Source organism: Nocardia sp. NPDC004654 (assembly GCF_040609595.1).
Lineage (GTDB): Bacteria > Actinomycetota > Actinomycetes > Mycobacteriales > Mycobacteriaceae > Nocardia.
The window spans coordinates 155,562-182,194 of record NZ_JBEXKI010000011.1 but is presented as its reverse complement, the minus strand read 5'-3'; the positions used below and the strand labels follow the sequence as shown (position 1 = coordinate 182,194).

Here is a 26,633-nt window from a genome sequence, read left to right as displayed (position 1 = left end):
ATGTGCGCGAGATCACTGTGAAATAGTGATGGCTGTCACGTTTGAAGCGCGGAACTGGTCGGTTGGCTTCCGGAAAATGGGCCCTCAACGGCCCCCGATGTGCGGCCGAATCTGCAATGTCCGCTCGCTCGGCGCTGGCCGTCCGCGCCAACATCCACGCCCGCGAACGGCATCGATGAGTTGCCGCTCGATGCGGCGATATGCTCATTTCGGCGTCGACGAGACTGTCGACTTGCCGTGTCTGAACCCTCGGCGGCCCGCTGACCTGCCCGAATGGCCTCCTCGGTAAGCGATTTGCCTTCCCTGCGTAGACGTGTGTAATCTGGTGTTCACCGACGCGGGGTGGAGCAGCTCGGTAGCTCGCTGGGCTCATAACCCAGAGGTCGCAGGTTCAAATCCTGTCCCCGCTACAAACGACTCGAGGCCGGAGAGATTTTCTCTCCGGCCTCGAGTCTTTTTCGTCTCGGCTCGCGATCAGGGCTGGCCGCTGAGGGCGGCCGACATCGCGTCCATGAACGGCTGGCCGCCCATGATGTAGCCGCCGGCGATCGCGCCGACGACCGCGCCGATGGGTCCGGTGATGATGCTGAAGAAGCCGAGGCCGAGCACCGCGCCGATCAGGCCGCCGAGCACTCCGCCCGCCACGAGCCCGACCACGTTCTTGTTGATCTCCGTGGCGAGGCGCGCCTGCGAGTCGACCGGCTGCATCTCGCCGATCGCCTTCGCGTCGACCGTCGGCGTGAGCGTCAGCTTCCGGCCGTCTTCACTGATCTCGTTCGCCACCGACAGGCGGTGTCCGGAGAGCTCGTAGGTCAGCGGCACATCGGTGACGACATCGCCGCGGTCGGACTTCAGCACCACCTTCTCCCCGCCCTCGGCGATCTCGAACCGGCCGCTGTCGACGGTCGTGGCGACGATGCGCGAGGCATCGGACAGCGCGGTGCGGTAGCCGACGCCCTGGTCGACACCGGACGCCGAAACCTCCTGCTTTTCAACGGGGTTCGCGTGCGCGATGCCCGCGGCGAGGCCGACTGTGGCGGCGGTCAGGAGTGTCGTTGTGGCAAGCATGCCGAACTTCATGCTGAATTCCTTTTGACGAGATCTCCGGCTCCCGTGGCCGGATGGCGGGTGACTGTATAGCGCGCGGGACATACAGAGTCCGAAAATCTTTGGACTACATCCGGATTCGGCAGGAAATCAGGCATATCGTTGCCCATTCGTGACCTAGTCGGATGACCGAAATGCCCGGATTCGACAACCCGCCCGGAGTCGTGTAAGCATTTCGTGAGTTTCAGAGTGCAAGTTTCAGACTTCAGATCTCGTCAGGGGCGGGGTTCGAAGCGTGACAGCTGTGGAGGGCGAGACGTGTCGCGCCAACGTGTTCGTGCCGGGTTCGCCCTCGCGGCATTCATGCTGGTCTGCGCCCTGTGCACCGGCCTGACGATCATGGTGGCGTTCTCCATGGACGAGCCGGAGCCGATGAGCAGTGCTTCCCCGCAATCTGTCGAGACGACCCGCGCGACAACGGTTTCGGCGACGCCGTCGACAACGCGCGCGCCCGAACCGGCCTACGCGGAACCAATGACCGACGAGCTCAGTCCGGCCAGCAAGGCCCCGACCGCGATTCTGATGAATATCGGTGATTGCGCTGTGCTCGGCGGCGGCGCCGACGAGATCGAGAAAGCCGCCTGCGGCGGCGGGAATTCCAGCTACAAGGTCTTCGACAAAGTGCCCGCCGACGGCAAATGCCCGGCCGACTCCGACCAGTCCTACGGCCAGCGTGTGCGCGGCGTCGAGCATGGATCGTTGTGCATGGATATCGACTGGGTCGTCGGCGGCTGCATGGAACTCGGCGCGGGCAATCCGAAACACATCGATTGCGCCGCGGAGAGCACGGCCAAGGGCGTGCGGGTGCTGGAAGTCAAGCAGGGCGTCACCGACGTCAATCAATGCGCCTCCGGCAATTACGGATTCGTCTACAGCCAACGCCGCTTCGTGGTCTGCGTCGCCGAACTCTGAGGTGGCGGTGGCGCTGCCCATTCGGTGATGCGGTCGGCAGTCGGGCGGCGCGTCTTGTCGGGCGGAAAGCGGTGATCGCGCAATAATCCAGGACGTGAACGCCAATGAGGCACTCCTGACCGCGTTGCGGCGCGAGCGATTGGTCCCGGACCAGATCGACGCATTCGAGGGCGTCGAATTATCGGCGAAATACGGCGGTGTGGCGGTGTCGCCGGGCGGGAAACTCTCGGTCGAGCAGACGGCGGGCGCGCCCCATCTGGAATGGCCACTGCCGGACGACGAATCCGCTTCGCACGCGGTTCTGATGTTCGATCCGGACGCGCCCTCGAGGGCGACGTCGCAGGGGCTGTGCTGGCTGCACTGGGCGGTGGGCGACATTCCGGGACTCGATATCGCCCGCGGTTCCGAGATCGTGCCGTACGCCGGCCCGACTCCGCCCCCAGGCTCGGGGCCGCACCGATATGTGCTCGCGGTCTACCGGCAGACGGAAGAAATGGGCGTCCGACAACTCGGCCGCCCGAAATTCGATCCACTGCGGTTCGCGCATTCACAAGCGCTCGAGCCCGTTGCCGCGAATTACTTTGTGGCCGAGAACGAATAGCGGACGCCCCGTAAAGCGCCAACGCTGCCCGGCGCCAGGCGCCGTGGTGGTCTTCGCCTTCGCGGTGTCGCGCCTTGGCGGTTGAAATGTTCGCCGCGTCCTGGATCCGGCTGCGCGTGCACGCGCATTCGTCGGCTGCTCGAGCGGAGTGATCTTCGATCGGCTGGCGGGACCCGATGGGCGCCTCGGGAGTGGTGCTGAATCCGGTGGCGCCCTGAACGCGATGTACACGCATCGCGATCGTCTCCACCGTGGCTGAACGAAGCTTCGGCCAGCGATCGTGCAGTTGCCCATATCGAGGGCTCGTCGGCGGTCGCCACGCACCGATCGCGTGCGTGTCCCTCGCAGACGCTGACGCTACAGCCGCCCTCCGTACGACTCGGTCGATGACCGAACAGGCGCAGACATCATGCCTGGTAGTGGGCGGTTTTCACGGCCTCGCGGGCAGGTTCCGAAGCCGCATGTCCCGTGCACCCCGTGCACCCCGGGGCGCGGCGCGGACCCCCGGGGGTGGGTGCGCTCCACACCTTCGGTGCCTATTTGCCAAGAAATCGCGGGCGGACGATAGCTATCGAGGCCGGTACCCGAGACAGACCAGACCTCACCTTCACCCGCGATACACGATCCACCCTCGCCAGGAGTTCACCCGATGCATTCCACCTTCGTCGCACACCTGCGTGGTCAGGCGGCCGCTTACGGCGACACCAGGTCGTACACCTATCTGCGCGAGGTCGGGAGGGAGCTGGTCGAGGAGGTCGCCACCTACCGGGAGTTGGATCGGGATGCTATGGCGCTGGCCGAGTGGCTGGCGCGGCACGACGACGCCGACCGGCCGGTGCTGCTGCTCTATCCGCCCGGCCTCGAGTTCCTGCGCGCCTTCCTCGGCTGCCTCTATGCCGGGGTGATCGCGGTACCCGCCCCCGCGCCGCACGACGAGCGCAGCATCCGGCGCCTTCTCGGCATGATCGAGGACGCGGGCGCCCGGCTGATCCTCACCACGGCCGAATTCCGCGAGCCGCTGGCCGCGTGGCTGCGCGACAGCGACGAGATGGGCATCGCGGTCGCGGCCACCGATGAGCCGCTCGGCGATCCGGACGCGTGGGTCATGCCTGCGATCACCGCCGACACCACCGCCTTCCTGCAGTACACCTCGGGTTCCACCAGCGAGCCCAAGGGCGTGATCGTCTCGCACGGCAACCTCGTGCACAACGAGGCCGCCATCAGTGCGGCGAATTCCATCGAGGGCGACGTGACCGTTGTCGGCTGGCTGCCGCACTTCCACGACATGGGTTTGATCGGGATGCTGCTGCAACCGTTGTTCGCTGGCGGCGAGTTGGTCTTCATGTCGCCGATGACCTTCCTGAAGCGCCCGATCCGGCTGCTCGAGGCGGTCGATCGGTACCGCGCGCAGGTCACGGCGGCGCCGAATTTCGCCTACGAGTTGCTCGCCCGCCGGGTGACCGACGCACAGCTCGCGGACCTCGACCTGTCCTCGCTGAGAGCGGTGTTGAACGGTGCGGAACCGGTCCGTGCCCGCACGCTCGACGCGGTGATCGAGCGGCTCGGTCCCGCCGGATTCGCCGCCGATGCCTTCCTGCCCGTCTACGGCATGGCGGAGGTGACGCTCATGGCCACCGCGGCTCGGATCGGGCAGCCGCCGGTATACCTCGACGTAGACCCCGCGGAACTGGAACGTCACCGAATCACCCCTTCGGACAACGGAACTCGCCTGGTGAGCTGCGGTACGGCGGTAGCCGGTCTCGACATCCGAATCGTCGACCCGGTGACCATGCGGACACTGCCGGAAGGCGACGTCGGCGAGATCTGGATCGGCGGACCCAGTGTGGCGCAAGGATATTGGAATCGTCCGGAGGAAACGCGCGAGAGGTTCGCCGCCTACACCGAAGGCGTTGGGCCGTATCTGCGGACCGGCGATCTCGGCGCCCGCCACGAGGGTGAACTCTTCATCACCGGGCGGCTCAAGGACCTGATCATCATGAACGGCCGCAACCTGTATCCGCACGACATCGAGGAGGCCGTGCGCGACGCCCACCCGGCCGTCGCCGACGCGCCCGGCGTCGTGCTCTCGATCGACGCGGGGGATCAGGAACGGCTGCTGGTCGTCCAGGGCGTGCGCACCGCCGCGCTGGGTGAGCTGCCTTCGGCCGAACTGTCCGCCCGGATCAGAGCGATGGTGTCGCGCGGCTTCGACCTGCCAGCGCCGAACGTGGTGCTGGTCGAGCATCGCGCCGTGCACCGCACCACCAGCGGCAAGGTGCAACGCAATTCGATGCGGTCCGCGTTCTTGGACAACACGGTCGACGGCGTGCTGCACGAGGAGATCGAACCGTCCGTCCAGCGTCTGCGCGCCCGAGCTCTCGCCACCGTCTGACCGAAGTATCAACCGACTCAGGAGATCACCGCAGATGAGAACACTTGTGCTGGCCCAGCAGGGCGCCGTCGTCGCCGACTGGATCACCGCCCGGGTCGCCGATCACCTCGGCCGCTCCGCGCGCGATATCGACGAGACCCTCCCGATGGCCGAGCTGGGCCTCGATTCGGTGTCCGCGGTGAACATCTGCGGCGAGATCGAGGACGAGTGGGATCTCGACCTGGATCCGACGATCGTGTTCGAGTACCCGACCATCGTCGACCTGGCCGTGTACATCACCGACCAAGTCGCCGACAGACCCGGGCTCGCCGCATGAGTCGACGCACCGAGCGGATCACGTGCGGGCACGCTCGGGCGGCGGAGCCGAGCGACGCGATCGCGATCGTCGGCGTCGACTGCCGCTTCCCGCAGGCGCCGGATGCGCGGGCGCTGTGGACGCTGCTCATGGCGGGCGGCGACGCGGTCGCGGAGGTTCCCAGCCAGCGCTGGCGGGCGGCCGATTTCCACGACCCTGCCGGTGGCCCCGGCCGGGTCAACAACCGCACCGGCGGCTTCCTCGCCGACGCCGACGCGTTCGACAACGAATTCTTCGGCATCGCGCCGCGCGAGGCCGCGGCGATGGACCCGCAACAGCGGCTGCTGCTGCAGGCCGCGTGGCGGGCGTTCGAGGACGCCACCCTGGACCCGCGGCGGCAGGCGGGCTCGAACACCGGCGTGTTCGTCGGTGTCATGGCCAACGAATGGGCCACCGTACACATGCGCGACTATGCGCGCATCACCCCGCAAATCGGTTCGGGCAACGGCTATTTCATGACGGCCAACCGGTTGTCCTACCAGCTCGATCTGAAGGGGCCGAGCATGGCGGTCGACACCGCGTGCTCGTCGTCGCTGGTCGCCGTCCACCAGGCCTGCGTCGCGCTGCGCGCCGGGGAGTGCGATCAGGCGCTCGCCGCGGGCGTCAATATCGCGGTGACACCGGCGCTCAACGTCTTCTACACGCAGGCGGGCCTGTCCGCGCCGGACGGTCGCTGCAAACCGTTCAGCGGGAAGGCCGACGGCATCGGCCGCGGCGAGGGCGTCGCGGTGCTCGTGCTGCGCAGGCTCGCGGACGCACAGGCGGTTGGGCTGCCGATCTACGCGGTGATCAAGGGCAGCGCGGTGAACAACGACGGCCGCAGCAACGGGATCACCGCCCCGAACCGGTGGGCGCAGCAGCAGGTCGTCGCCGAGGCGTACCGGCGCGCGGGGGTCACCGCGGCGCAGGTCGCGTTCCTGGAGGCGCACGGCACCGGAACGGTGCTCGGCGACATGATCGAGGTCAAGGCGTTGGGCGCGGTGCACGCGGCGCGGCGCGAGCGGCCCTGTGGGGTCGGCTCGATCAAGGGCAATCTCGGCCACACCGAGGGCGCCGCCGGTATCGCGGGGTTGATCAAGGCGGCGTTGAGCCTGCACCACCGCGTCGTGCCGCCCACCAGGTTCGCGGCGGACGAGAACGCGCGACTGCGCATGGCAGAGCACGGTCTGCGGCTGCTCGCCGAGCCGACGCCGTTGCCGGAAGGGCGGATTCACGGTGCGGTCTCCAGCTTCGGCATGGGCGGCACCAACGCCCACATGGTGCTCGCGAGCGCTCCGCCGACGCCGCCAACGGTAGCGACGAATGGCGGCGGCGTGATCACGTTGTCGTCGAACGATCGGGAGGGATTGCGGCGCAATGCCCTTCGGTTCGTGGAAGTAGTGGAGCGGGACTCCGCCGCGCTGAGCCGACTGTGCTGGTCGAGCAATGAGGTGAAGTCCTCGGGCCGCCACCGGCTGTCGCTCGTGGTGCGGGATCGCGAACGGGCTGTCGAGGCGCTGCGTGAGTGCGCCGACGACGCCACGCTCGAGGCGCATTCCGGTGTCGCGCAACGGCCATCGATCGGGTGGTTGTTCACCGGCCAAGGCGCGCAGTATCCCGGCATGTCACGCGCTCTGCGCGAGGCGTCCCCGGTGTACCGGCGGGCACTCGCCGAGGTGGACGAACGGATGACCGCACACCTGCGCCGTTCGGTGGCCGAATTGCTGCTCGGCGACGACGAGATCGTGCACCGCACCGAATTCGCCCAGCCCGCGATCTTCGCGGTCGAGTACGCCATGACCCGGGCGCTCACCGAGCTCGGTGTCGAGCCCGCGTGGCTGCTCGGTCACAGCGTCGGCGAGTTCGCCGCGGCCGCCGTCGCCGGGGTGTTCTCGCTGGACGACGCGTGTCGGCTCGTCACCGCCCGCGGCCGCCTGATGCAGCGGCTGCCCGGCGGCGGCGCGATGCTCGCGGTCCGCGCCATGGCCGACGCGGTGGCCGAGCTGATCGAGGGTGAGCCCGACGTGGCGCTCGCCGCCGTCAACGGTCCGCGCGAGATCGTGCTGTCGGGCGCCGCCGAGTCGATCGGCCGCATCCGTGCGGTGCTGACGGATCGCGGTGTCACGGTTCGCCCGCTGACCGTCTCGCACGCCTTCCATTCGCCGCTGATGGCGCCCATGCGGGACGAGTTCGCGGAGGTCGCACGCGAGTGCGCGTACAACCTGCCGAGCATCCCGATCTACTCGACGTTGCGCGGTCGCCCGCTCGGCGCCGACGAGCCGATGGATGCCGATTACTGGGTCGAACACATCAGTGCCACAGTGCGTTTCGCCGACGCCGCGAGCGCAGCGCTGGCCACCGAGCCGACGCACCTGATCGAGGTCGGCCCGAAGCGCACGCTCACGCCGATGCTCGGCAGGGCCCATCCGGAACTCGCGGCGCCGATGCTGACGCCCTGCCCCGGGCCGCAGGCCACCGGCGACGAACTGGCGGACACCATCGCCGCGCTCTACCGCGACGGACTCGATCCGCACTGGGACGCGCTGTACGAACCCGCCGACCGGATCAGGCAGCGCGTCGGCGGATACGAGTTCGACACGAGTCGCCGCTACTGGACGCAGGTCGACGTGACGCCGACCGCCGCACCTGCTCCGGAAACAACGAACTCCACTCCCGAAACAAGCACGCCCGCAAGGCAGAACACCGAGGAAACCACCATGGATCAACTCATCGCCCTCTTCCGCGAGCAGGCCGCCGTCCTGGCGGCGGCCGCCAAAGCGGAGGTGGCAGCGCAGCCGATCCAGCCCCGGCCGCTCGGCGAGTCAGGGCGAGCGGGCGCGGGTCTCGATGCGGCGGTCGTGGTGCGCGCCGAGGCCGCGCGGGTCAGCGGGTTTCCGGTCGAGAAGCTGAAGGACCGCGAAACGATCTGCGGTGAAATGGGTTTCGACTCGATCATGACCGCCGACCTGTTCAGCGGTCTCGCGCGCAAGGTCCCTGGTCTCGTCATCGAGCCGAGTTGGTTCACGGAGGCGACGACTCTCGGCGACGTGATCGGGCTCGTCGCGTCACACGTGGGCGGAGCCGAAAGCGTTTCGGCGGCAGAGCTTCCCGAGACACCCGTGACGGATTTGCCCGATCTCCCGCGATCCGACGTGGAACCGCAGTACCGCATCGCGGATTTCCCCGAAGTACAGGCGATCTCCGATCGTATCGACATGGCCGAGAAGTTCGGTGTGTCCAACCCCTACTTCTTGATCAACGACGGAGTCACCCGGGACACCTCGGTCGTCGAAGGCCATGAGGTGCTGAACTTCTCCAGCTACAACTACCTCGGTTTGTCCGGGCATCCGGCCGTGACCGCCGCGGTGCAGGACGCGGTGGCGCGGTACGGCAGCTCCGTCTCGGCGAGCCGCCTGCTCTCCGGTGAGAAGACGATCCACGCCGAGCTGGAACAGGAACTCGCCGCGCTGCTCGGCACCGAGGACGCGATCGCGCTGACCAGCGGCCACGCCACCAATGTCACGGTCATCGGGCACATCGTGGGTCCCGACGACCTGATCGTCCACGACAGCCTTGCCCACGACAGCATCCTCCAGGGCTGCAAGCTTTCCGGCGCCACCCGGCGGCCGTTCCCGCACAACGATTTTGCCGCACTGGACCGCATGCTCACCGAGATCCGTGGCCGCTACCGGCGGGTGCTGATCGTGATCGAGGGCGTCTACAGCCAGGACGGTGACATCCCCGATCTGCCCGCGATCATCGAGGTCAAGAAGCAGCACAAGGCTTTGCTGATGATCGACGAGGCGCACAGCGTCGGCGTGCTCGGCGCGACCGGCGGCGGTGTCGGCGAGTACTTCGGCGTCGACCGCGCCGACGTGGAGCTGTGGTCCGGGACGATGTCGAAGGCGCTCGCAGGCTGCGGTGGTTACGTCGCGGGCAGCCGGGATCTGATCCGCTTCCTGAAGTACACCGCTCCCGGGTTCGTCTACAGCGTCGGCATCACCCCGGCCAACGCCGCCGCCTCGCTGGCCGCACTGCGCCAGATGCGCTCGGAGCCGGAAGTTTTCGAGCGGCTGCGCGGTTTGTCCCGGATGTTCCTCGAACTCGCCAAGGAGGCGGGCATCGACACCGGCGACAGCCACGACACCCCAGTCGTTCCCTGCATCATCGGTGACTCGATGAAGACGCTGACGCTGTCGAACGCTCTGCTGCGCAGGGGAATCAATGTCAACCCGATCCTGCACCCGGCCGTGCCGGAGGACAAGGCCCGGTTGCGGTTCTTCATCACCACGTGCCATACCGAAGAGCAGATCCGCTACGCGGTGAAGGTGCTCGCCGAGGAACTCGCGATCCTGCGCGGGTGAGCGGACGACGAGGCTCGGCGCGGCAGTTCACGTCGAGTCGACGCATGGCCCGGCATCGAGATCGGTGCGGTGGACTCAGGCGACTGTTCGCCTCGGCAGCGGGGGCGAGGTCGGTCCGCCGGTCGCGACGATCGGGCGGGAGGCCAGCATCCGGCCGAACAGCTTGGCGAAACGGAAGTGGCCCAAGGCTTCTCGGCGGCCGAAGGCGACCGACCACACCGTGTCGGTGCCGGTCGGGCCGGTGTCGCGCTGGTCGAAGCGGTCGGCGAGCCAGTTCATGGTGAAGGGGGTGCCGATGTAGAGGAGGGGCAGGTGCAGGCTCAGCCGGTCGCGCAGGTACCGGATGGTGGCACCGGCCGCGGCGTAGCGCTCGACGTGCGCGTCGACGTCGGCGACGGCGATGAGTTCGTCGTTGACGCCCTGCAATACCAGCATCGGCATGGCGGGGGCCTGAGCGCCGGGGCGGATGTCGTCGAGGACGTAGCGCATCTCGGGTCGGGCGAGCAGTTCCTCGAACGTGGTGCGGCTGTACTTGTCGATGTTCTTGCCCGCGAACCGCGGAATCAGCTCGAAGGTGGTGCGCGACTCGGCCTGGGCGAGCAGGCCGAGGAACTCGGGGTTCACCTCGTCGAGCAGCAGGCGGTCCAGCGCGGGGTAGGCCCGGCGCAGCGCCGCCACGCAGACGGTGGCGAAACCAGAGAGGAAGGTGCCGTTGAGCCGGGTGAACGCCGATCCGGGATCGCCGACCGGGGAACCGGCCACCGCGCCGACGATCGTCAGCTCCGGCGCGTACTCGGCGGCGAGTTCCGCCGCCCACGCGGTGGCCAGGCCGCCGCCCGAATATCCCCACAGACCCACCGGCGTGCTCGGGCTCAGGCCGAGTGGGGCGAAGTTCAGCGCCGCGCGGACGCCGTCGAGGGAGCGGTACCCCGGCTCACGAGCCACCCCGAAGTGCCCCGACATGCCGCCGTGATCGGGGACCGACACCGCCCATCCCCGCGCCAGCGCCCCGGCGATGACCGGTAGCTCGAGCTGCGGGATCGCGCCGAGTGCCCGAGCCCCACGGCGCAGGGCGTAGGAAGGGAAACAGCGGGAGGAGACGCCGTCGATCGCGCATTGGAACGACACGAGCGAGCGCGGCGCCGTGGGATCGGCTCTCCACGGCAGCAGCACCGTGGTCACCGCGACCTCGGGGACGTTGTTCAGATCGCAGGTCCGGTAGAGCAGTTGCCATGCCGAGATGCGCTGCGGGACGACACCGAACAGTGCGAGTTCGACGCGGCGGGTGCGCAGGATCGCGCCGGGGGAGTACCGGTCCAGGCGCGGCGGCGCCACGTAGAAGGGATCCTGCTCGGGGACCAGCGGCCGCAGCGGATCCGGATACAGCTCGGTGACCGGTGCGGCGGCGTCCTCTGCGATGCCCACGCTCATTCGTGTTCGTCCTTTCACGCGCGCGGCGCACGGCTCGGGCGCCGCGGTGCGGCGGATTCGGTCCGGGATTCCGGCGCGGCAGTCCCATTCAACGTATCGGCCGGAGCTCGGCAGGAAAATTGGCGCGGAAGACGAACCTGGGCTGCCGAATTCTTACGGTGGGGCGCCGCCCGTGAACCATCGCGCCGCGGATTTCGTGGGAACGGGTGACACACGAGGAGGGCGTCCGCATGCAGACGATCAACGGTTTGCCCGCGCATGTGCTGCTGGTGCACGGGGTGGTGGTGCTGGTGCCGCTGACGGCGTTGCTGCTGGTGCTGTCCGCGCTCGTGCCCGCGGTGCGGCGGCGTTTGGTCTGGTTGGTCGCGGCCTTCGCCCTCGTCGGTGCGGTGCTCACCCCGATCACCGCCGACGCGGGCGAGACATTGGCCGAGCGGTTCCCGTCCCCGAGCGACGCACTGCGCACCCACATCGAGCTGGGACGCACCATGGTGTACTTCGCCGTGGCGTTGCTGGTGGTCGCGGCGCTACTGGTCGCCACCCATCTGCTGGAGCTGCGGGGCCGGGCGATCGGTCGCGGACCGGCGGCGCTGCTGGCGATCCTCGCGCTCGTCGCGGGCATCGCCGCGGGTGTGCTGTGCTACCGCGTCGGAGATTCGGGAGCCCGCGCGGTGTGGGACGTCCAGTCCGCGAGCGCGCTATAGATTCGCGTCGAGAAAGACTGTCACGCCGGTGATGCGGGGGCCGCTCGCCTCGAACTCCAGGAATGCCACGCCGTGCGACTCGCCGAGTCGCACGCTCGCGCTGACGGTGCGGCCCGCGGCGATCAGCTTGTCCCACCGCATGGCGCGGGCGCGATTGGTGAACCCCTCGACCGAAATCGGGTTCCCCGCAGGGAATTCCACCACCGCGTGCTCGCCGAGCAGCGCGCGCACGCGGCCGATGTCGGTCCCGGCCGCCGCCTCGAACAGTTGGCGCGTTGTGCGTTTGCCCGGTCTGCCCACGCTCCGCAACGCCCGCATCATGCCCGTCGCGCCGCCGACGCCGAGGTTGGCGACCAGTTGCGGGCCGAGTTTCGCGCCCGCGAGGAGCCCCGGCAGCCCTGTTCGCAGCAGTCGCGCGATCATCGCGGGGAGTTCCCAGTGCGCCGCCAAGCGGGCGATCCGCCAGCCGTCGCCGGTGTCGACCAGGTCGTAGCGCAGGTGCATCGGCACGGTGACGGTGGCGCCGGTGGACATGGTCGTCTCGATGTGCAGGTCACGGATTACCGTCTGCCCGGCGACCAGGTCGCGGTCCACCCGGAACGCGATGGAGTTCGGTCCGATGAAGGTGTCGTAGAACCGGGCGATCGCCGCGCGGCCGATGTGCGCGCGGGAGCCGACCGGGTCGTGCACCGCGGCGTCGTCCGCGAACAGGCCGACCCAGGCGGTCTTGTCGTGCGCGGCGACCGCGCGCGGTGACGCCTGAACGGCCGCCAGCAGGTGTTCGGCGGTCGGGTCCAGCGGCATGAGGGTCCTCCATAGTCTCGCCACGTCTCGGATCCATGGTAGAACATGTTCTAATTTCGGTGCCGCCGAACCGTAGACCGCCGGCGGCGCCCCGTTCGACGAAGGATCTCGATGGACTGGTACACCGGGAACGCCACCTACGACACCGTGCTCGCGATCGCCTTCGCCTTCGCCGCTTTCGTGCTGGTCGGCGGCCTGTTCGCGCAGAGTCCGTACGGGCGGTTCGCGTCGACGAAGGTCGGCTTCAACCTCAATCCGAAGCTGGGCTGGTGGTTGATGGAGCTGCCCGCCACCGTGGTGTTCGCGGTGTTCTATCTGAGCGGGCCGGATCGCTTCGAGCCGACGCCGCTGGTGCTGGCGTGCATCTGGCTGCTGCACTACGGCAACCGCGGCTGGTTCTTTCCGCTCTCGATCCGGCAGGTGCCGGGCAAGCGCAGCAGCTTCAACATCTCCGTGCTGGCCGCTGGCGTCTTCGTGACCTCGCTGCACGGCTACCTCAACGGCGCGTTCTTCAGCCACGACTACAAGAACCAGTACGGCACCGACTGGCTCACCGACCCGCGTTTCCTGATCGGCGTTGTCGTGTACCTGTGCGGGTTCGGGCTGCTGGTGTCCTCCGAGGCGATCGTGCGCAACCTGCGCGACAAGAACGATCCCGGCGCGACCGAGTACCGCATCCCCTACGGCGGCGGCTTTCGCTTCGTGAGCAGTCCGGCCTACCTCGGGGAGTTGATCGCCTGGGCCGGGTTCGCTCTGCTGACCTGGTCCCTGGCCGGCGTGGTGATCTTCCTGATCACGGCGGGGAACCTGGTGCCGCGCGCGTTCGCGACGCACCGCTGGTACCGGGAGAAGTTCGCCGATTATCCGACCGAGCGAAAAGCGTTGATTCCCTTCGTGGTCTGAGCTCCGTCGGGTTCCGGTCGGGCACACACGGCCACCCTGGCCATCGCCGCGATGCCCGTCGTCGCGGGAATGAGCACGGCGTGTCAGGAAGGTCGGGCGGCCGAAGGCGCAGCGAATGGTGTGGGGTTGCGCACGGTTCGCGGTGGGGTGTGTGCGGCGTCACGGTGAGTGTTGTTGCAGGTCAACGGGTTTGCTCGGAGGTTTCACGTCCGCGTTACAGGTCCGCACGGGAAAGGAAATCTATTACCAAGATCGTCGGGGGATGAGGCCGATCGCAGCTCGACCCCGTGTGCACGCGCTGGCGTGCGATGTGTGCGGCCGGTTGCCGCATCCGCGACGGACCCGTTTGGCGCTCGCCAAGCTGGCTGCCGTCTTTCCGGTGGAATTGGCGTTGCACGCGCTGGTGATTCATTGGCATCCGCCGTATCTGGTGGCGGTGCTGTTGTTGACGATCACGACCACGATCCTGGTGATCTGGGTGGTGGAGCCGTCGGCGATGCGGTTTCTCGGGTCCTGGCTGCACGGGCCGGAGTTGCGGGACCGCGATCGTGTCGATCGGGCGCCCGCGCTGTGGCGGATACGGGTGCACGTCGACGATCGGCCCGGTCAGCTCGAGGCGCTGGCCGCGCACCTCGCCGATCGCGGGGCCAACATCCTGGCCGTGCACGTGCATCACTTGGAGTCCGGTGTGCTGGACGAACTGGTGGTCGCGACACCCGTTGAAATCACCACGCACGACCTCACCGCGGCGGTCGTTCTGGCGGGTGGCGCGAAGGTGCGGGTGTGGCCCGCGTCCGCGCTGACGCTCATCGATGGACAGACCAAGGCGCTCGCCGTCGCCGCTCGGGTGGTGGCCGACGCGGACGAATTGCCCCTCGCCATAGCGGAATTGCTCGGTGCGCGGTACCTGCCCGGTGGTCTCACGGACGAGCCTGCCGAGGGCACGGCACTCGAGCTGCCGGACGACGAGCGAACGCTGATCTTCCTGCGGACTGATGAACCGTTCACACCGGCCGAGATCGCCCGCGCCCACCGGCTGTACGACTTGGCACGCATCGTCAGCCGCCGCCCCTGACGGACCTTGCTCCCACACACCTCCGATATGCCTCACATAGGCGCCGCCTATGTGGGACGTGCGCTGGATGTGTGGCAGCGTCGATAGAGCGGTAATGCCATGCCTAGCGGCTCAGAAAAACGGGTCGTCAGTGCCGACCCGCTTCCGCCTCCATCCGCGCCACCATGTGCGGATAGTGCAGTTCGAAGGCCGGGCGCTCGGAGCGGATGCGGGGGAGCTCGAAGAAGTTGTGTCGCGGCGGCGGACACGGTGTTGCCCATTCGAGCGAATTCCCGTATCCCCATGGATCATCCACCGCCACCGGCTCCCCGTAGCGGTAGCTCTTGAAGACGTTCCAGATGAACGGCAGCATCGAAGCGCCGAGCAGGAAGGCGCCGAGCGTGGAGACGGTGTTCAGTGTGGTGAAACCGTCGCCGGGCAGGTAGTCGGCGTAGCGGCGCGGCATGCCCTCGGCGCCGAGCCAGTGCTGGACGAGGAAGGTCAGGTGGAAGCCGATCAACGTCGTCCAGAATTGCAACCGGGCGAGGCGTTCGTCCAGCAGCCTGCCGGTCATCTTCGGGAACCAGAAGTAGATGCCCGCGAAGGTGGCGAACACGATGGTGCCGAACAGCACGTAGTGGAAGTGCGCCACCACGAAATAGCTGTCGGTGACGTGGAAGTCGAGCGGCGGGCTGGCCAGGACGACTCCCGAGAGCCCGCCGAACAGAAACGTCACCAGGAAACCGATCGAGAACAGCATCGGCGATTCGAAGGTCAGCTGCCCGCGCCACATCGTGCCGATCCAGTTGAAGAACTTGACGCCCGTCGGCACCGCGATCAAGAACGTCATCAGCGAAAAGAACGGCAGCAGAACGGCTCCCGTCGCGTACATGTGGTGCGCCCAGACGGCCACCGAGAGCACGCCGATCGCCAGCGTCGCGTAGACCAGCGCGGCGTAACCGAAGATCGGCTTGCGGCTGAACACCGGGAAGATCTCGGTGACGATGCCGAAGAACGGCAGCGCCACGATGTACACCTCGGGATGTCCGAAGTACCAGAACAGGTGCTGCCACAACAGGGTTCCGCCGGTGGCCGGATCGAAGACGTGCGCGCCGAGGTGCCGGTCCACCGCGAGCCCCATCAGCGCCGCCGTCAAGATCGGGAAGGCCAGCAGCACAAGCACACTGGTGACGAGGATGTTCCAGGTGAAGATCGGCATGCGGAACATCGTCATGCCGGGGCAGCGCAGGCAGACCACGGTGGTGATCATGTTGACCGCCCCGAGAATGGTGCCGAGACCAGAGACGACCAGACCCATGATCCACAGATCCGCGCCGACGCCGGGCGAGTGCTCGAACAGGCTCAGCGGCGTGTAGCCGGTCCAGCCGAAGTCGGCGGGACCGCCCGGGGTGAGGAAACCGGCCGTCGCGATCGTCGCGCCGAACAGGTAGAGCCAGTAACTGAACGCGTTGAGCCTGGGAAACGCCACGTCGGGTGCGCCGATCTGCAGGGGCAGCACCGCGTTCGCGAAGCCGAACACGACCGGCGTGGCGTAGAACAGCAGCATGATCGTGCCGTGCATGGTGAACAGCTGATTGAACTGCTCCGGCGAGAGGAACTGCATGCCGGGCCGCGCCAGCTCGGCGCGCATCAGCAGCGCGATCAGACCGCCGATGAAGAAGAACGTCATCGCGGTGGTCAGATACATGACCCCGAGCACCTTCGGGTCGGTGGTGGTGACCATCTTCCACAAGTAGGAACCCTTGGGTCCCAACCGACTTGGATAGGGCCGAACGGCCTGCAATTGCGTCGTGCTCACGATCGCGCCACCTTCCGAGAACGCCAGGGGCCTGTGGACCGGAGTATGCGCCGCCGTGCCGGGCGACATGCCGAATTCGCCCCGACCTACCCTGGTAGGAGTCGCGTTTGCGACCGGGGTGGGATGTGCGCGCGGCGGCGCGGTCGTACCGTGAAGAGACTTGAAAACCGGATGGGGAGCCGAGATGAAGAGTTGGATTCGATGGGCGGCGATCAGCGGGGTGCCCTCGGTGTTTCTGCGGATGCGGGCGCGGGGCGGTGAACCGCTGGCGCAACTGCTGACCGATCCGCGCGCGCGGGAGAATCCGTATCCATTCGGCGCGCGTATCAGGGCCGAGGGCAGGCTGGTTCGGACGCCCTTCCTCCTGGTCTCCGCCGATCACGACGTTTGTCGGAACATTCTGCGCGACAAGAACTTCGGCACCGCGCCGCCGGAGGCGTTGGACCTACCCGCGCCGTTGCGGCGGCTGATCCGAGCGACGGATCTGCGGCTGGCCAGCCCGGTGGAACCGCCGTCCATGCTGATGGTCGATCCGCCCGAGCACACCCGCTACCGCAAGCTGGTGGCCGGTGCGTTCACCCCGCGCGCGGTGGCACGGCTGCGCGACCGGGTCGGCGAGGTGACCGAGGAACTGCTCGACGGCCTCGCGGCGCGCGAAAAAGCGGATCTGATAGGCGATTTCGCACTGCTACTACCGATCGCCATCATCAGCGAGATCCTCGGCATCCCCGCCGACAAGCGCGACGACATGCTGGAATTCGGGAACGCGGGCTCACCGCTGCTGGATATCAGCGTCTCCTGGCGCCAGTTCCGCGGGGCGGTGGCCGCGCTGCGCGCCAGCCAGGACTATCTGATCGGCCACATCCAGCACCTGCGCCGCGAACCGGGCGACAACATCCTCAGCGCCCTCGCGACCGGCGGCGAACTCACCGACCGCGAGCTGCTCGCCACCGCGACCCTGGTCGCGGGCGCGGGATTCGAGACGACCGTCAACCTGCTCGGCAACGGCGCGATGCTGCTGCGCGATCACCCCGACCAACTGGATCTGCTGCGCGCCGAACCGGCCCGCTGGCCCGGTGCGATCGAGGAGATGCTGCGCTACGACAGCCCCGTGCAGATGACCGCGCGAACGGCGTTGTGCGACACCAAGATTGCGGGCGAATCGATACGGGCAGGCGAGACTATCGCCCTCCTGCTCGGCTCGGCCAACCGGGACCCCGCCATGTTCCTCGACCCGGACACCTTCGACATCACCCGATCCAACGCCAAGGATCACCTGGCCTTCGGCAGCGGCGTGCATGCTTGTCTCGGTGCGAGCCTGGCGAGGATGGAAGGAGCGATCGCGCTGCGGGGGCTCTACGACCGGTTCCCCGAGCTCCGGCACACCGGACCGGCGACGCGGCGTGGATTGGTGAATCTGCGCGGCTACGAGCACATTCCGGTGTCGACCGGAGTGCAGAGGCGAGTGGTGGTCGGCTAGCCCGTTGTCTCATGTGCACTGGATGCGCAGCCCGGTGCGCCGGGTGTGCGTCCGGCACATGAACAGATACAGAGTTCCGACATCACCCCATGTCGCATCGGTGAGCTCACTCGGCCGGATCTGAAGCAGCAGCTCCATCGGCCGCCCGCATTCTGCGCAGACCGGCGTCTCGTCGCCGCCGTTCGCCCAGTGCGGGTATCCGCCGATCGCCACCCCGGTATTGCGCATGTGCGGTAGTCGGGGGCGTTGCCGCGTCAGATGGAGCGCCCCACGGTCGATGACGTTCCAGTTCGCCCATGCTTCCCGGGATCCGCTCTCACCCGGCACGAGGGCCCACAGCTCAGGGCAGTGCAGGCGCATTCCCACCCCGTCGGGCAGTGACTTCTCCAGGCGTGGCACCGCGTGGCGTTCCTCGAAGTCCGACCCGGTGCCGGACACGAGAACCTTGGGGCGCCGCAGTGCGGTGTAGGAGCGCACGAGCCAACCGCCCTGTTCGCGCTCCCGTCCCCACGGGTAGCACTTCCAGCAGTAGAAGAACGTGAAGAACGAGATGAGGAGCCCGTCGTGCAAGCCGTCGCGGGAGTAGTCGACCTGCGCTACCCCAAGACGACGCAAGGCGGTCGCCGGTGTGGATACCGGCGACCGCCCAAGCCTCGATGGCGTTCGCGAGCCGCTACCGCCGACGGGCGCACTGCTCGTCGCGGCAGAACCGCGCTGTCGGCGGCCGCGCGAACCGGACGATGATTACCTGAGCTTGCGCGCCTTCCCCGCCCAATCGACACCCTGATGCCTTGCCGCCTCGGCGATTTCGGTTCCCCGGTGCCGCGCGGTTTCGCCCAGTTCCGCGCCCCGGTGCCGTGCGGCCTCGCGCAACTCGGCGCGCCGATGCCTGGCGGTCTCGCGCAGCTCCGCGCGCCGGTGCTTGGCGGTCTCGCCGAACCCGGCCCCGCCCTTCTTGGCGGCCTTCTTCAGTTCGGCGCGGCGCTGCTTGGCCGCCTTCTTCAGCTCGGAACGGCGCTGCCGTGCGGTCTCGCCCAGTTCGGCGCCGCGCACTTTGGCGACCTCGCTCAGCTCGGTGCCGCGCAGCCGGGCGAGTTCACCGAGTTCGGCTCCGCGCAGCCGCGCGACTTCACCTAGTTCGGCTCCGCGCAGCCGCGCGACCTCGCTCAGCTCGGCTCCACGCTGCTTGGCGACTCCACCGAACTCCGCTCCGCGCACCCGGGCGACCTCGCCCAACTCCGCTCCGCGCTCCCGCGCGACCTCGCCGAACTCCGCCCCGCGCCCCTTGGCGCGACCGGCCCACACCCCACCGCGCGCCTTCGCCACCTCGCCGAACTCGTCGCCGCGTTCCTTCGCGATCTCCGCCCACTCCGACCCGTGTGTCTTTGCGGTGTCGGCGAATTCGGCTCCGTGCTCGCGGGCCGCGGCGGCCAGTTCCGCCCCGCGCTCCTTCGCCACCGCGGCGATCGCCGCGCCGCGCTGCTTGGCCGCGGCGGCCCAGTCGGGTCCGTGGGTCTGGACGATCTCGGCGAGCTCGGAGCTCTTGGTGGCGGCGGTGCCGCCCAGCGCTTTCGCGCGCTCCGCGACACCGTGCGCCTGCTGGCGCAGCGCCTCACCGTTCGAGTGGTCGGCGGCCGCGCCGAACGGCAGCGCCGCCGAGACGGTGGCCGCCGCGTTGCGGGCCGCGCGCTTGCCGCGCCAGCCGAGGGACGGCTTGCCCTCGGTGTCGGCGCTGGCGATCAGCAGTCCGCCGAGCAGGCTCATGTCCTTGAGGAAGGCGTTGCGTTTGGCGATCTTCCGATCCGGGTCCTGTTCAGCCCAGAAGTCCTGTTCGGTGATGGTGGCGGGCACGACCGTGGCCGCCAGTACGAGCGAGGCGAGGCGCGGTGCCTTGCCCAGCGCGAGCAGCACGCCGCCCGAGACCTGCGCGATGGCGTTGATCCGCACCACGGTGGCCGGGTCGGCGGGCAGCTTCGCGGCGACATTGTCCGGTAGCGAACGCTCACCCCGTTCGACCAGCGTCGCGGCGGCCTTCGCGCGCGGTTCGGGATGAATCAATGTGTCGACCCCATCGGCGACGAAGGCGGTCGCCAGCAGTGGTCGGGCTAGTCGGCGCAGCAACATGAACGTCAACCCTTTCCTCGATGGCTTATCGACCGGGTTCCCGTGGCATAGATCGCCAAACACCAAGATCAGCATACGCCCGTGCGCGATCCCGCCCGAGCGAAAAGTGCTCGTCAGCCGCTTGCCGGGCACACCGCCGCCGCTGCTGTGCCCGGACTTCGCGTTTCGTCAGGAACTGCGCGGCAGCGAGTCGGCGCGCGGCGCGTGCGGTCGGCGGCCGCCGTGCGGGCGGATCGCGGGGGCGGCGAGGAACTCGGTGATAGCGGTCGTCACTGCCGCCGGGTCCTCCACCATCGGGAGGTGGCCGCAGTCGGGAAGCACCACGCGGGTGTGCGGGCGCAGGGTGCGGTCGAGGACGGCGCCCGCCGAGGCGGACAGGATGTGGTTCTGCTTGCCCCAGATCGTGCAGATCGGCGGGAAGGCCGGGCCCGGGATGAACTCGTCGAGGACGCGGAAGTTCGGAAAGTCCTGCACTAGGCCGTGCAGCGCCTGCAACCGGCCGCGATCGCCCCAGTGCGCCTTGAGCCGCCGCGAATGCTGCATGCCGAGGCGGCGCCCGCGCGCGCCGAGCTGGTTGGCGATGATCAGCGAGATCACCCGGTCGGGCAGGGCGAGCCGCTTGGCGAGCGGCCCCAGCGGCAGCTTGCCGTCCACCCAGGCCAGTCCCGCGGATTCACCCTTGCGCACGGTGTTGCGGGTGAGCGGGCTGACCAGCACCAGCGCGCGCACGTTCGACGGATGCGCCATGGCGTAGCCGAGCGAGGTGGCGCTGCCGAGGCAGTTGCCGATGAGGACGACGTCGGACAGGTCGTGCGCGTCGAGGAAGGCGCCGAGCATGCGCACGTACTCTTCGAGCCGGTAGCCCGCGGCCGGTTGATCGGATTCGCCGTAGCCCGGCAGATCGAGTGCGAAGACCTCGTGCTCGCGCCTGAGCGCCGCCACCTGATCGTCCCAGATATGTCGCTGCGTTCCCGCGTTGTGCAACAACACGATCGGCGGTCCACTGCCGATACGGTCGAAGACTACGGTCCGGCCCTGGTGCGCGAAAGTCGCCACGTCGCCTCCTTGCGAGTGGTGCGTGCGTGCGAACGTGCACGCCTGATTCCCAAGGTAGACCCCGCTATGGTGGCGGGTCGAGACCCCGGATCGCGGGTAGTCCGGACCGGTCGGTTCGCTTATGGGCCGCCTCGTGTCACCCGCTCACGTCGGCGATGGCCTCGGCAATGCCCGCGCGAACCACCTTGCCGGTCGCGTTGCGGCTGAGTGGGGTCGTGGTGAGACGCCAGCTGGCGGGCACCTTGTAGTAGGCCAGCCGCTCACCGGCGAACTCGCGCAGGTCCGCTTCGGTGACCGTCGCTCCTTCGCGCACCACCACGAGGGCGGCCACCTGCTGACCCAAATCGGCGTCCGGCACGCCGACCACGGCGCTCTCCTCGACGTCCGGGTGTTCGTCGAGACACTGCTCGACCTCGGTCGGATAGACGTTCTCACCGCCGCGCAGGATGAGGTCCGACCGCCTGCCCGACAGCCGCAGCCTGCCCTCCTCCAGGATCCCGATGTCGCCGGTGCGCAACCAGCGATCCGGGGTGATCGCCGCCGCGGTGGCCTCGGGATCGTTCCAGTAGCCGAGCATCACGTACGGGCTGCGCACCCAGATCTCGCCCTCGACGCCCTCGCCGACCGGCTCGCCGAGCGGGTCGTGGATTTCCAGGCTCACTCCGATCACCGGGCGGCCGACCGTGTCGGGGTGCGCGGCGAGCTCGGCGGGGGCGGCGATCGTCGCGGCCGTGGAGCATTCGGTCATGCCGTAGCTGGTCACCAGTGCGGTCCGCGCGACAGGCAGCCGTTGCCGCAGTCGCTCTTGCAGCGCCGCCGAAGAGGGCGCGGAGTTGAGCGAGAAGGCGGCCAGCGAGGACACGTCGTAGGCCTCGAGGTCCACCTCGAGCAGCCGGGTGGCCATGGTCGGCATCGCGCCCCAGTTGCTGATCCGTTCCCGTTCGATCAGCCGAAGCACCCGGTCGGCGTCGAACGCGCCCTGGTAGATGACGGCCGTGTCGCCGGTGACCATCCGCGGCAGCACCAGGTTGTGCAGGCTGGCGATGTGGAACAGCGGGGAGGTGAGCAGGAAGCGCCGGCCCTTGGGGCTTCCGTCGTCCGCCCCGCCAGCGAAGGCCGCGGCGAGCGCGTCGTTGAAGCGGTGATAGTTGATGACCGCCAACAGGTTTCGGTGCGTGTGCACCGCGCCCTTGGGTCGTCCGCTGGTGCCGCTGGTGTACAGGATGACGGCCGGATCGTCCTCGGCGACGGCGGCGTCGGGCAACTCGCCCGCCGCGAACTCGGCGACCAGCTCCGGGACGTCGCGCTCCATGGTGAGCACCGGCACGTCGACGCCGAGTTCGGCGACTCGTGCGGCGCGCTTGGCGTCCACGATCAGCACCGTTGGCTCGGTGTGCGCGAGACCGTAGGCGATTTCGCGCGGCGTCCACCAGGCGTTGTAGCCGATCGCGATCGCGCCGAGGCACTGCGCGGCCCAGAACGCCACCACCCACTCGGGGGTGTTCGCCGCGAGGATGCCGACGCGGTCGCCCTTGCCGACGCCGTAGCGGTCCCGCAGCGCCCTGGCCAGCGCGCCCACCTCGGCCGCGTGCTCGGCGTAGGAGAGCCGCCGGTCCTCGGTCACCAGGTAGTCGCGGTCGCCCAGCGCGGCTGAGGCGGCGAGCACCTCGCGCAGCGCGCGGCCGCGGTTCTTCAGCACCGGCAGCGGCGCGCCGAGCACGTCCTCGACCGTCGTCTCGAAGGGGCCGCCCGGCCCGGTGAGCCGTCCGATGACCGTCGCGGCCAGCGCCTGCGGATCCATGGATTTCGTCATTCTCTGTTCCTCGTCGTTCGTGCGCGGGTTCACGGGATCAGCACCGCCCTGCCGCGGATTCGCCCGTTCGCCAGGCGGTCGAGCGCCTCGCGGCCGTCGTCCAATGGGAAGACCTCGACCTCGACCCGGAGTCTGCCCGATCGTGCCAGCGCGACGGACTCGATCAGATCGGATTTGGTGCCTCCGTAGGACTTTCGCACCGTCGCGCCCCACGGCCAGCCGGGACCGCCCGCGGGCGCCGCGGTGAGTTCCGGCGCGCCCGCGCCGAGCCCGACCATCCGGTACGCGCCGTTGGGCGCCACGCATTCGACCGCCAGGCGCGCTGTCTGGTCGGCGCCGACGAAATCGAACACCGCCTCCGCGCCGCGCCCGCCGGTCCGGTCGAGAATGGCCGCGGCGGTCCCGGAATCGGCCAGCAGTCCTTCGGCGGCGCCGTGCGCGCTCGCCAGCGCGAGCTTGTCCTCGTGCACGTCCACCGCGATCACCCTGGCGGCCGTGGTGGCGGAGAGGATCTGCACCGCGACGTGACCGAGGCCGCCGACACCGATGACCACGGCCGTCGCGCCGGGCCGCAACTGGTCGCGTGCGCCGTCGATCGCGTGATAGCTCGTCAGCGCCGCGTCGGCGAGCGGCGCGGCCTGGGTGAAGTCGAGATCGCCGATCGGCACGAAAGACGTTGCGGGAACGCGGATGTACTCGGCCATGCCGCCGTCGGGCCCGAGCCCGGGACAGGGCGGCATCGCCGCGCGACCGGCGGCAAGGCACACGTTCTCGTTGCCGCGCACGCACTCCCGGCACACGCCGCAGGACCAGCACAGGTAGACGACGCCGCGATCACCGACGGCCCGACCGGTCACCCGATCGCCGATCTCCGCGACGGTGCCCGCGATCTCGTGGCCGAGTGTGAGCGGGTCCTCGCGCAGCTGGAACGGTATCTCCAGCACGTGCAGGTCCGAATGGCAGATGCCCGCCGCGCCGACCCGAAGCAGCAGATCGTCGGGCCCGATCGCGGGCATCGGCACCTCGCGCATTTCCAGCGTGCCGGGGCCGGTGAGCTGGAGCGCTCGCATCATGCCGCCCCCTCCCGCACGGCCGCGTACGTGGCACGCAGATAGGCGTCGGCGCGGGCCGAGCCCATGATGCCCGGCTCCATCTTGTTCATCGTGTAGGCGAAGGTCAGGCGGTGGTCCAGGTCGTTCACCACGATCGCCCCGCCGTAACCGGCCCACCAGCACACCCGTCCCTCGGGCACGGCGGGCGCGGCCTGCGGGTGCGGCAGGCCGTAGCCGATGCCGAAGCGCAGCGGAACCAGCAGCGCCTGGTCGACGCCGTCGGACTGCTGCTCGAAGATCAGGTCGATGGTCTTGTCCGACAACAGCTTCCGCCCGTCCAGCGAGCCGCCGCAGGACACCACGGACTGCACCCGCGCCACCGACCGCGCGTTGCCGTGGCCGTTGACAGCGCCGATCTCGGCCTCCTGCCACCCCGGGGTGGCGGTCTCGGCGATGTCGAGCAGCGGACTCGTGAGCGTCCTGACCAGAATGCTGTCCTGGTCGAGCGCCGACATGTCGAATTGCAGTGCGGGCGGCGGAATCAGCCGGGCGATGCGGTCGCGGTGCTCGGGGCCGGTGCCGATGTGGAAGTCGGCGCCGAGCGGCTCCGCGAGTTCCTCGGCGAAGAAGCGGCCGAGGCTGCGTCCGGTGACGCGGCGGATCACCTCGCCGACCAAATGCCCGTAGTTGAGCGCGTGATAGCCCGACGCGCTGCCCGGCTCCCACCACGGCGGCTGGGCGGCAAGACGTGCCGCGGCCGCTTCGGCGTCGTAGATGTCCGCCAGGTCGATGGGCGGCTGCCATCCCGAAACACCGGAGGTGTGCCCGAGGATGTGTCGAATCTCGATGTCGGCCTTGCCGTTCTGGCCGAACTCCGGCCAGTAGTGCGCGACCTTCTGGTGCACGTCGAGCTCGCCGCGATCGACGAGCAGCAGCGCGCACAGCGCCGTCATGGTCTTGCTGATCGAGAAGACGTTCACCAGGGTGTCGGTCCGCCACGGTGCCGTGCGGTCCTCGTCCAGGTGCCCGCCCCAGATGTCGACCACCGGCTCGCCGTCGACGGTCACGCAGATCGACGCGCCGAGCTCGGCGCCGGAGTCGAGCTGACGCTCCAGCTCGTGCCGGACGCCGTCGAAGCGGTCGGTGCAGTATCCCGAGATCTCACTCATGGCCTCACACCCGATCCAGCGCTCGGGCGGGCACCGGCAGCGCGTGCCCGGCCGCGGCGGCGCGCTTGGCGCCCCTGGCGATCTCCCGTCGCAGATCGCGCACGTACGGCTCGAATTCGACCTGGATCGTGTGGCGCGGTGAGTTGTAGTAGCGGCCGGCGCGCGCGGTCTCCGCCGCGCGGATGTCCTCGCGCATCCCGTCCGGATCGGGCGGGAGGTAGCGCCCGGTCAGATAGGCGGCGACCAGCTTGCTCTGCTGCTCGGCGAAGTTGACCAGCGTGGGCAACGGCTGGGCGAGACCGAGGTAGAAGAGGTTGTCGATGCCCGGTTTCATCATCTGCTTGAACAGCGGGAGCCGATTGTCGCTGTCCGGCACCAGTTCCGGGTCGCTGAAGAACGGGAAGCTGATGTGATAGCCGGTCGCGCAGACGATCACGTCCACCTCTTCGGCGCTGCCGTCGGCGAAGCGCACCCGCGGCCCTTCCAGCGCGGTGATGGCGGGCTTGAACGCGATATCGCCGCAGCCCGCGCGGTGCAGGAACTCCTCGCTCGCCGAGGGGTGCGCTTCGAACGGTTTGTGATCGGGCGCGGGCAGACCGTAGAACTCCATGTCGCCGCGGAACTTTCGGACGAAGCGCTGCTTCAGCTTCAACGCGAGCTTGCGCGGCATCCACGGCGGCACCCGGCGTTTGTCGCCCACTTCGCCGTGCACGTATTTCGGCAGCACCCACACGCCGCGCCGGGCCGAGACCGTCAGCCGGGCGGCGAGGAAGCGCTGGGACAGCTCCGAGGCGATGTCGAGCCCGGAGTTGCCCATCCCCACCACGACAACTCGCTTGCCGCGCATGTCGACCGGGTCGAACGGGTCGTTGTAGGCGTGGCTGTGCATGAGCACGCCGTCGAATTCGCCTGGGTAATCCGGCATTCTGGGATCCCAGTGGTGTCCGTTGCACACGATGAGCGCGTCGTAGGAGCGGGTGCGGCCATCGGAAGCCGTCACCAGCCAGGCTCCGTCGGGCTGCCGTTCGGCCGCGGTGACCTTGGTTTCGAACAGGATCTTGTCGCGTAGGCCGAAGTGGTCGACGTAGTTCTTGAAGTACTCGAACAGCTGCGAGTGGTGCGGGAAGTCCGGCCACGATTCCGGCACCGGATAGTCCTCGAAGGCCAAGCGCCACTTGGACGTATCGATGTGCAGGCTCTGGTAGCAGGCCGACATGCCGTTCGGGTTCTTGAAATACCAATTGCCGCCGACCTCGTCACCCGCCTCGAAACAGTCGAACGGAATGCCGTGGTCCTGCAGGCGTTTGGCGGCGGTGATACCCGATGGTCCCGCGCCGATGACGCATACCCGGGGAAGTTGCTGAGAAGTCAAAGTCGATGTCCTCGTCTGGAGCTGCCGGCGTCGGGGCGAGCGGTGGTGGCACCGCGGAACCCGTTCGTCGCCGAAGTGACGTAGGCAACAAAATAACACTCGATAGACTCACTGTCTAGTGAGTGACAAGATGTCTATTGAT

At 68.5% G+C, this 26,633-nt stretch carries 20 protein-coding genes and 1 tRNA gene; 10 read left to right on the top strand and 11 right to left on the bottom strand.

The genetic code is table 11. The features are described from left to right. Window positions 1–336: 336 nt before the first annotated feature. A tRNA-Met gene (locus ABZV58_RS31830) sits at window positions 337–410 on the top strand. A 64-nt stretch (window positions 411–474) separates the two neighbouring features. Here the strand turns inward: ABZV58_RS31830 and ABZV58_RS31825 are convergent. After that, window positions 475–1,080 (bottom strand): hypothetical protein, encoded by a 606-nt coding sequence (locus ABZV58_RS31825; protein WP_355003891.1) that lies wholly within the window; start codon window positions 1,078–1,080, stop codon window positions 475–477. 204 nt (window positions 1,081–1,284) lie between these two features. Between ABZV58_RS31825 and ABZV58_RS31820 the strand changes: the two genes are divergently transcribed. From ABZV58_RS31820 to ABZV58_RS31800, 5 genes are all read left to right on the top strand, one after another. Beyond that, complete coding sequence (locus ABZV58_RS31820) at window positions 1,285–2,019, top strand: hypothetical protein (protein WP_355003890.1); 735 nt, start codon at window positions 1,285–1,287, stop codon at window positions 2,017–2,019. Between the two features lie 94 nt (window positions 2,020–2,113). Beyond that, on the top strand, window positions 2,114–2,620 hold the full coding sequence (locus ABZV58_RS31815) for a YbhB/YbcL family Raf kinase inhibitor-like protein (RefSeq protein ID WP_355003889.1): 507 nt from the start codon (window positions 2,114–2,116) through the stop codon (window positions 2,618–2,620). A gap of 649 nt (window positions 2,621–3,269) precedes the next feature. Further along, on the top strand, window positions 3,270–5,012 hold the full coding sequence (locus ABZV58_RS31810; RefSeq protein WP_355003888.1) for a fatty acyl-AMP ligase: 1,743 nt from the start codon (window positions 3,270–3,272) through the stop codon (window positions 5,010–5,012). Between the two features lie 34 nt (window positions 5,013–5,046). Then, window positions 5,047–5,328 (top strand): acyl carrier protein, encoded by a 282-nt coding sequence (locus ABZV58_RS31805; RefSeq protein ID WP_355003887.1) that lies wholly within the window; start codon window positions 5,047–5,049, stop codon window positions 5,326–5,328. Next, window positions 5,325–9,710: an aminotransferase class I/II-fold pyridoxal phosphate-dependent enzyme gene (locus ABZV58_RS31800; RefSeq protein WP_355003886.1), complete on the top strand. Its 4,386-nt coding sequence runs from the start codon at window positions 5,325–5,327 to the stop codon at window positions 9,708–9,710. Before ABZV58_RS31805 ends, ABZV58_RS31800 begins: the two co-directional genes overlap by 4 nt. A 75-nt stretch (window positions 9,711–9,785) precedes the next feature. On the opposite strand, the gene ABZV58_RS31795 is transcribed toward ABZV58_RS31800, so the two are convergent. Beyond that, the gene (locus tag ABZV58_RS31795; RefSeq protein WP_355003885.1) at window positions 9,786–11,141 is read right to left on the bottom strand and encodes a lipase family protein; all 1,356 of its coding nucleotides are present in this window, start codon (window positions 11,139–11,141) and stop codon (window positions 9,786–9,788) included. Between the two features lie 230 nt (window positions 11,142–11,371). Here ABZV58_RS31795 and ABZV58_RS31790 point away from each other — a divergent pair, with 230 nt between their 5' ends. Continuing rightward, window positions 11,372–11,845 carry a DUF2231 domain-containing protein gene (locus tag ABZV58_RS31790; RefSeq protein WP_355003884.1) on the top strand — a complete coding sequence of 158 codons (474 nt, stop codon included), beginning with the start codon at window positions 11,372–11,374 and terminating at the stop codon, window positions 11,843–11,845. Here the strand turns inward: ABZV58_RS31790 and ABZV58_RS31785 are convergent. Next, complete coding sequence (locus ABZV58_RS31785) at window positions 11,840–12,649, bottom strand: nuclear transport factor 2 family protein (protein ID WP_355003883.1); 810 nt, start codon at window positions 12,647–12,649, stop codon at window positions 11,840–11,842. The genes ABZV58_RS31790 and ABZV58_RS31785 overlap by 6 nt on opposite strands. 111 nt (window positions 12,650–12,760) lie before the next feature. On the opposite strand from ABZV58_RS31785, the gene ABZV58_RS31780 reads away from it, so the two are divergent. Together ABZV58_RS31780 and ABZV58_RS31775 are read left to right on the top strand one after the other, a co-directional pair. Next, the gene (locus tag ABZV58_RS31780) at window positions 12,761–13,552 is read left to right on the top strand and encodes a methyltransferase (protein ID WP_355003882.1); all 792 of its coding nucleotides are present in this window, start codon (window positions 12,761–12,763) and stop codon (window positions 13,550–13,552) included. A 262-nt stretch (window positions 13,553–13,814) separates the two neighbouring features. Next, the gene (locus tag ABZV58_RS31775; protein WP_355003881.1) at window positions 13,815–14,627 is read left to right on the top strand and encodes an amino acid-binding protein; all 813 of its coding nucleotides are present in this window, start codon (window positions 13,815–13,817) and stop codon (window positions 14,625–14,627) included. A 127-nt stretch (window positions 14,628–14,754) separates the two neighbouring features. On the opposite strand, the gene ctaD is transcribed toward ABZV58_RS31775, so the two are convergent. Next, entirely contained in the window at window positions 14,755–16,425 is a 1,671-nt protein-coding gene (gene ctaD, locus ABZV58_RS31770; RefSeq protein WP_355003880.1) for a cytochrome c oxidase subunit I, read from the bottom strand. A 184-nt stretch (window positions 16,426–16,609) separates the two neighbouring features. Here ctaD and ABZV58_RS31765 point away from each other — a divergent pair, with 184 nt between their 5' ends. Next, on the top strand, window positions 16,610–17,905 hold the full coding sequence (locus tag ABZV58_RS31765) for a cytochrome P450 (protein WP_355003879.1): 1,296 nt from the start codon (window positions 16,610–16,612) through the stop codon (window positions 17,903–17,905). A gap of 9 nt (window positions 17,906–17,914) precedes the next feature. Here ABZV58_RS31765 and ABZV58_RS31760 read toward each other — a convergent pair whose 3' ends face one another. From ABZV58_RS31760 to ABZV58_RS31730, 7 genes are all read right to left on the bottom strand, one after another. Next, on the bottom strand, window positions 17,915–18,520 hold the full coding sequence (locus ABZV58_RS31760) for a DUF1963 domain-containing protein (RefSeq protein WP_355003878.1): 606 nt from the start codon (window positions 18,518–18,520) through the stop codon (window positions 17,915–17,917). 129 nt (window positions 18,521–18,649) lie between these two features. Next, complete coding sequence (locus tag ABZV58_RS31755; RefSeq protein WP_355003963.1) at window positions 18,650–20,029, bottom strand: DoxX family membrane protein; 1,380 nt, start codon at window positions 20,027–20,029, stop codon at window positions 18,650–18,652. Between the two features lie 168 nt (window positions 20,030–20,197). Continuing rightward, entirely contained in the window at window positions 20,198–21,085 is an 888-nt protein-coding gene (locus ABZV58_RS31750; protein ID WP_355003877.1) for an alpha/beta fold hydrolase, read from the bottom strand. Between the two features lie 136 nt (window positions 21,086–21,221). After that, window positions 21,222–22,898 (bottom strand): class I adenylate-forming enzyme family protein, encoded by a 1,677-nt coding sequence (locus ABZV58_RS31745; protein ID WP_355003876.1) that lies wholly within the window; start codon window positions 22,896–22,898, stop codon window positions 21,222–21,224. A gap of 29 nt (window positions 22,899–22,927) precedes the next feature. Beyond that, on the bottom strand, window positions 22,928–23,968 hold the full coding sequence (locus ABZV58_RS31740; protein ID WP_355003962.1) for an NAD(P)-dependent alcohol dehydrogenase: 1,041 nt from the start codon (window positions 23,966–23,968) through the stop codon (window positions 22,928–22,930). Then, window positions 23,968–25,119 (bottom strand): serine hydrolase domain-containing protein, encoded by a 1,152-nt coding sequence (locus ABZV58_RS31735; RefSeq protein ID WP_355003875.1) that lies wholly within the window; start codon window positions 25,117–25,119, stop codon window positions 23,968–23,970. Before ABZV58_RS31735 ends, ABZV58_RS31740 begins: the two co-directional genes overlap by 1 nt. Window positions 25,120–25,123: 4 nt before the next feature. Next, window positions 25,124–26,491: an NAD(P)-binding domain-containing protein gene (locus ABZV58_RS31730; RefSeq protein WP_355003874.1), complete on the bottom strand. Its 1,368-nt coding sequence runs from the start codon at window positions 26,489–26,491 to the stop codon at window positions 25,124–25,126. Window positions 26,492–26,633 lie beyond the last annotated feature (142 nt).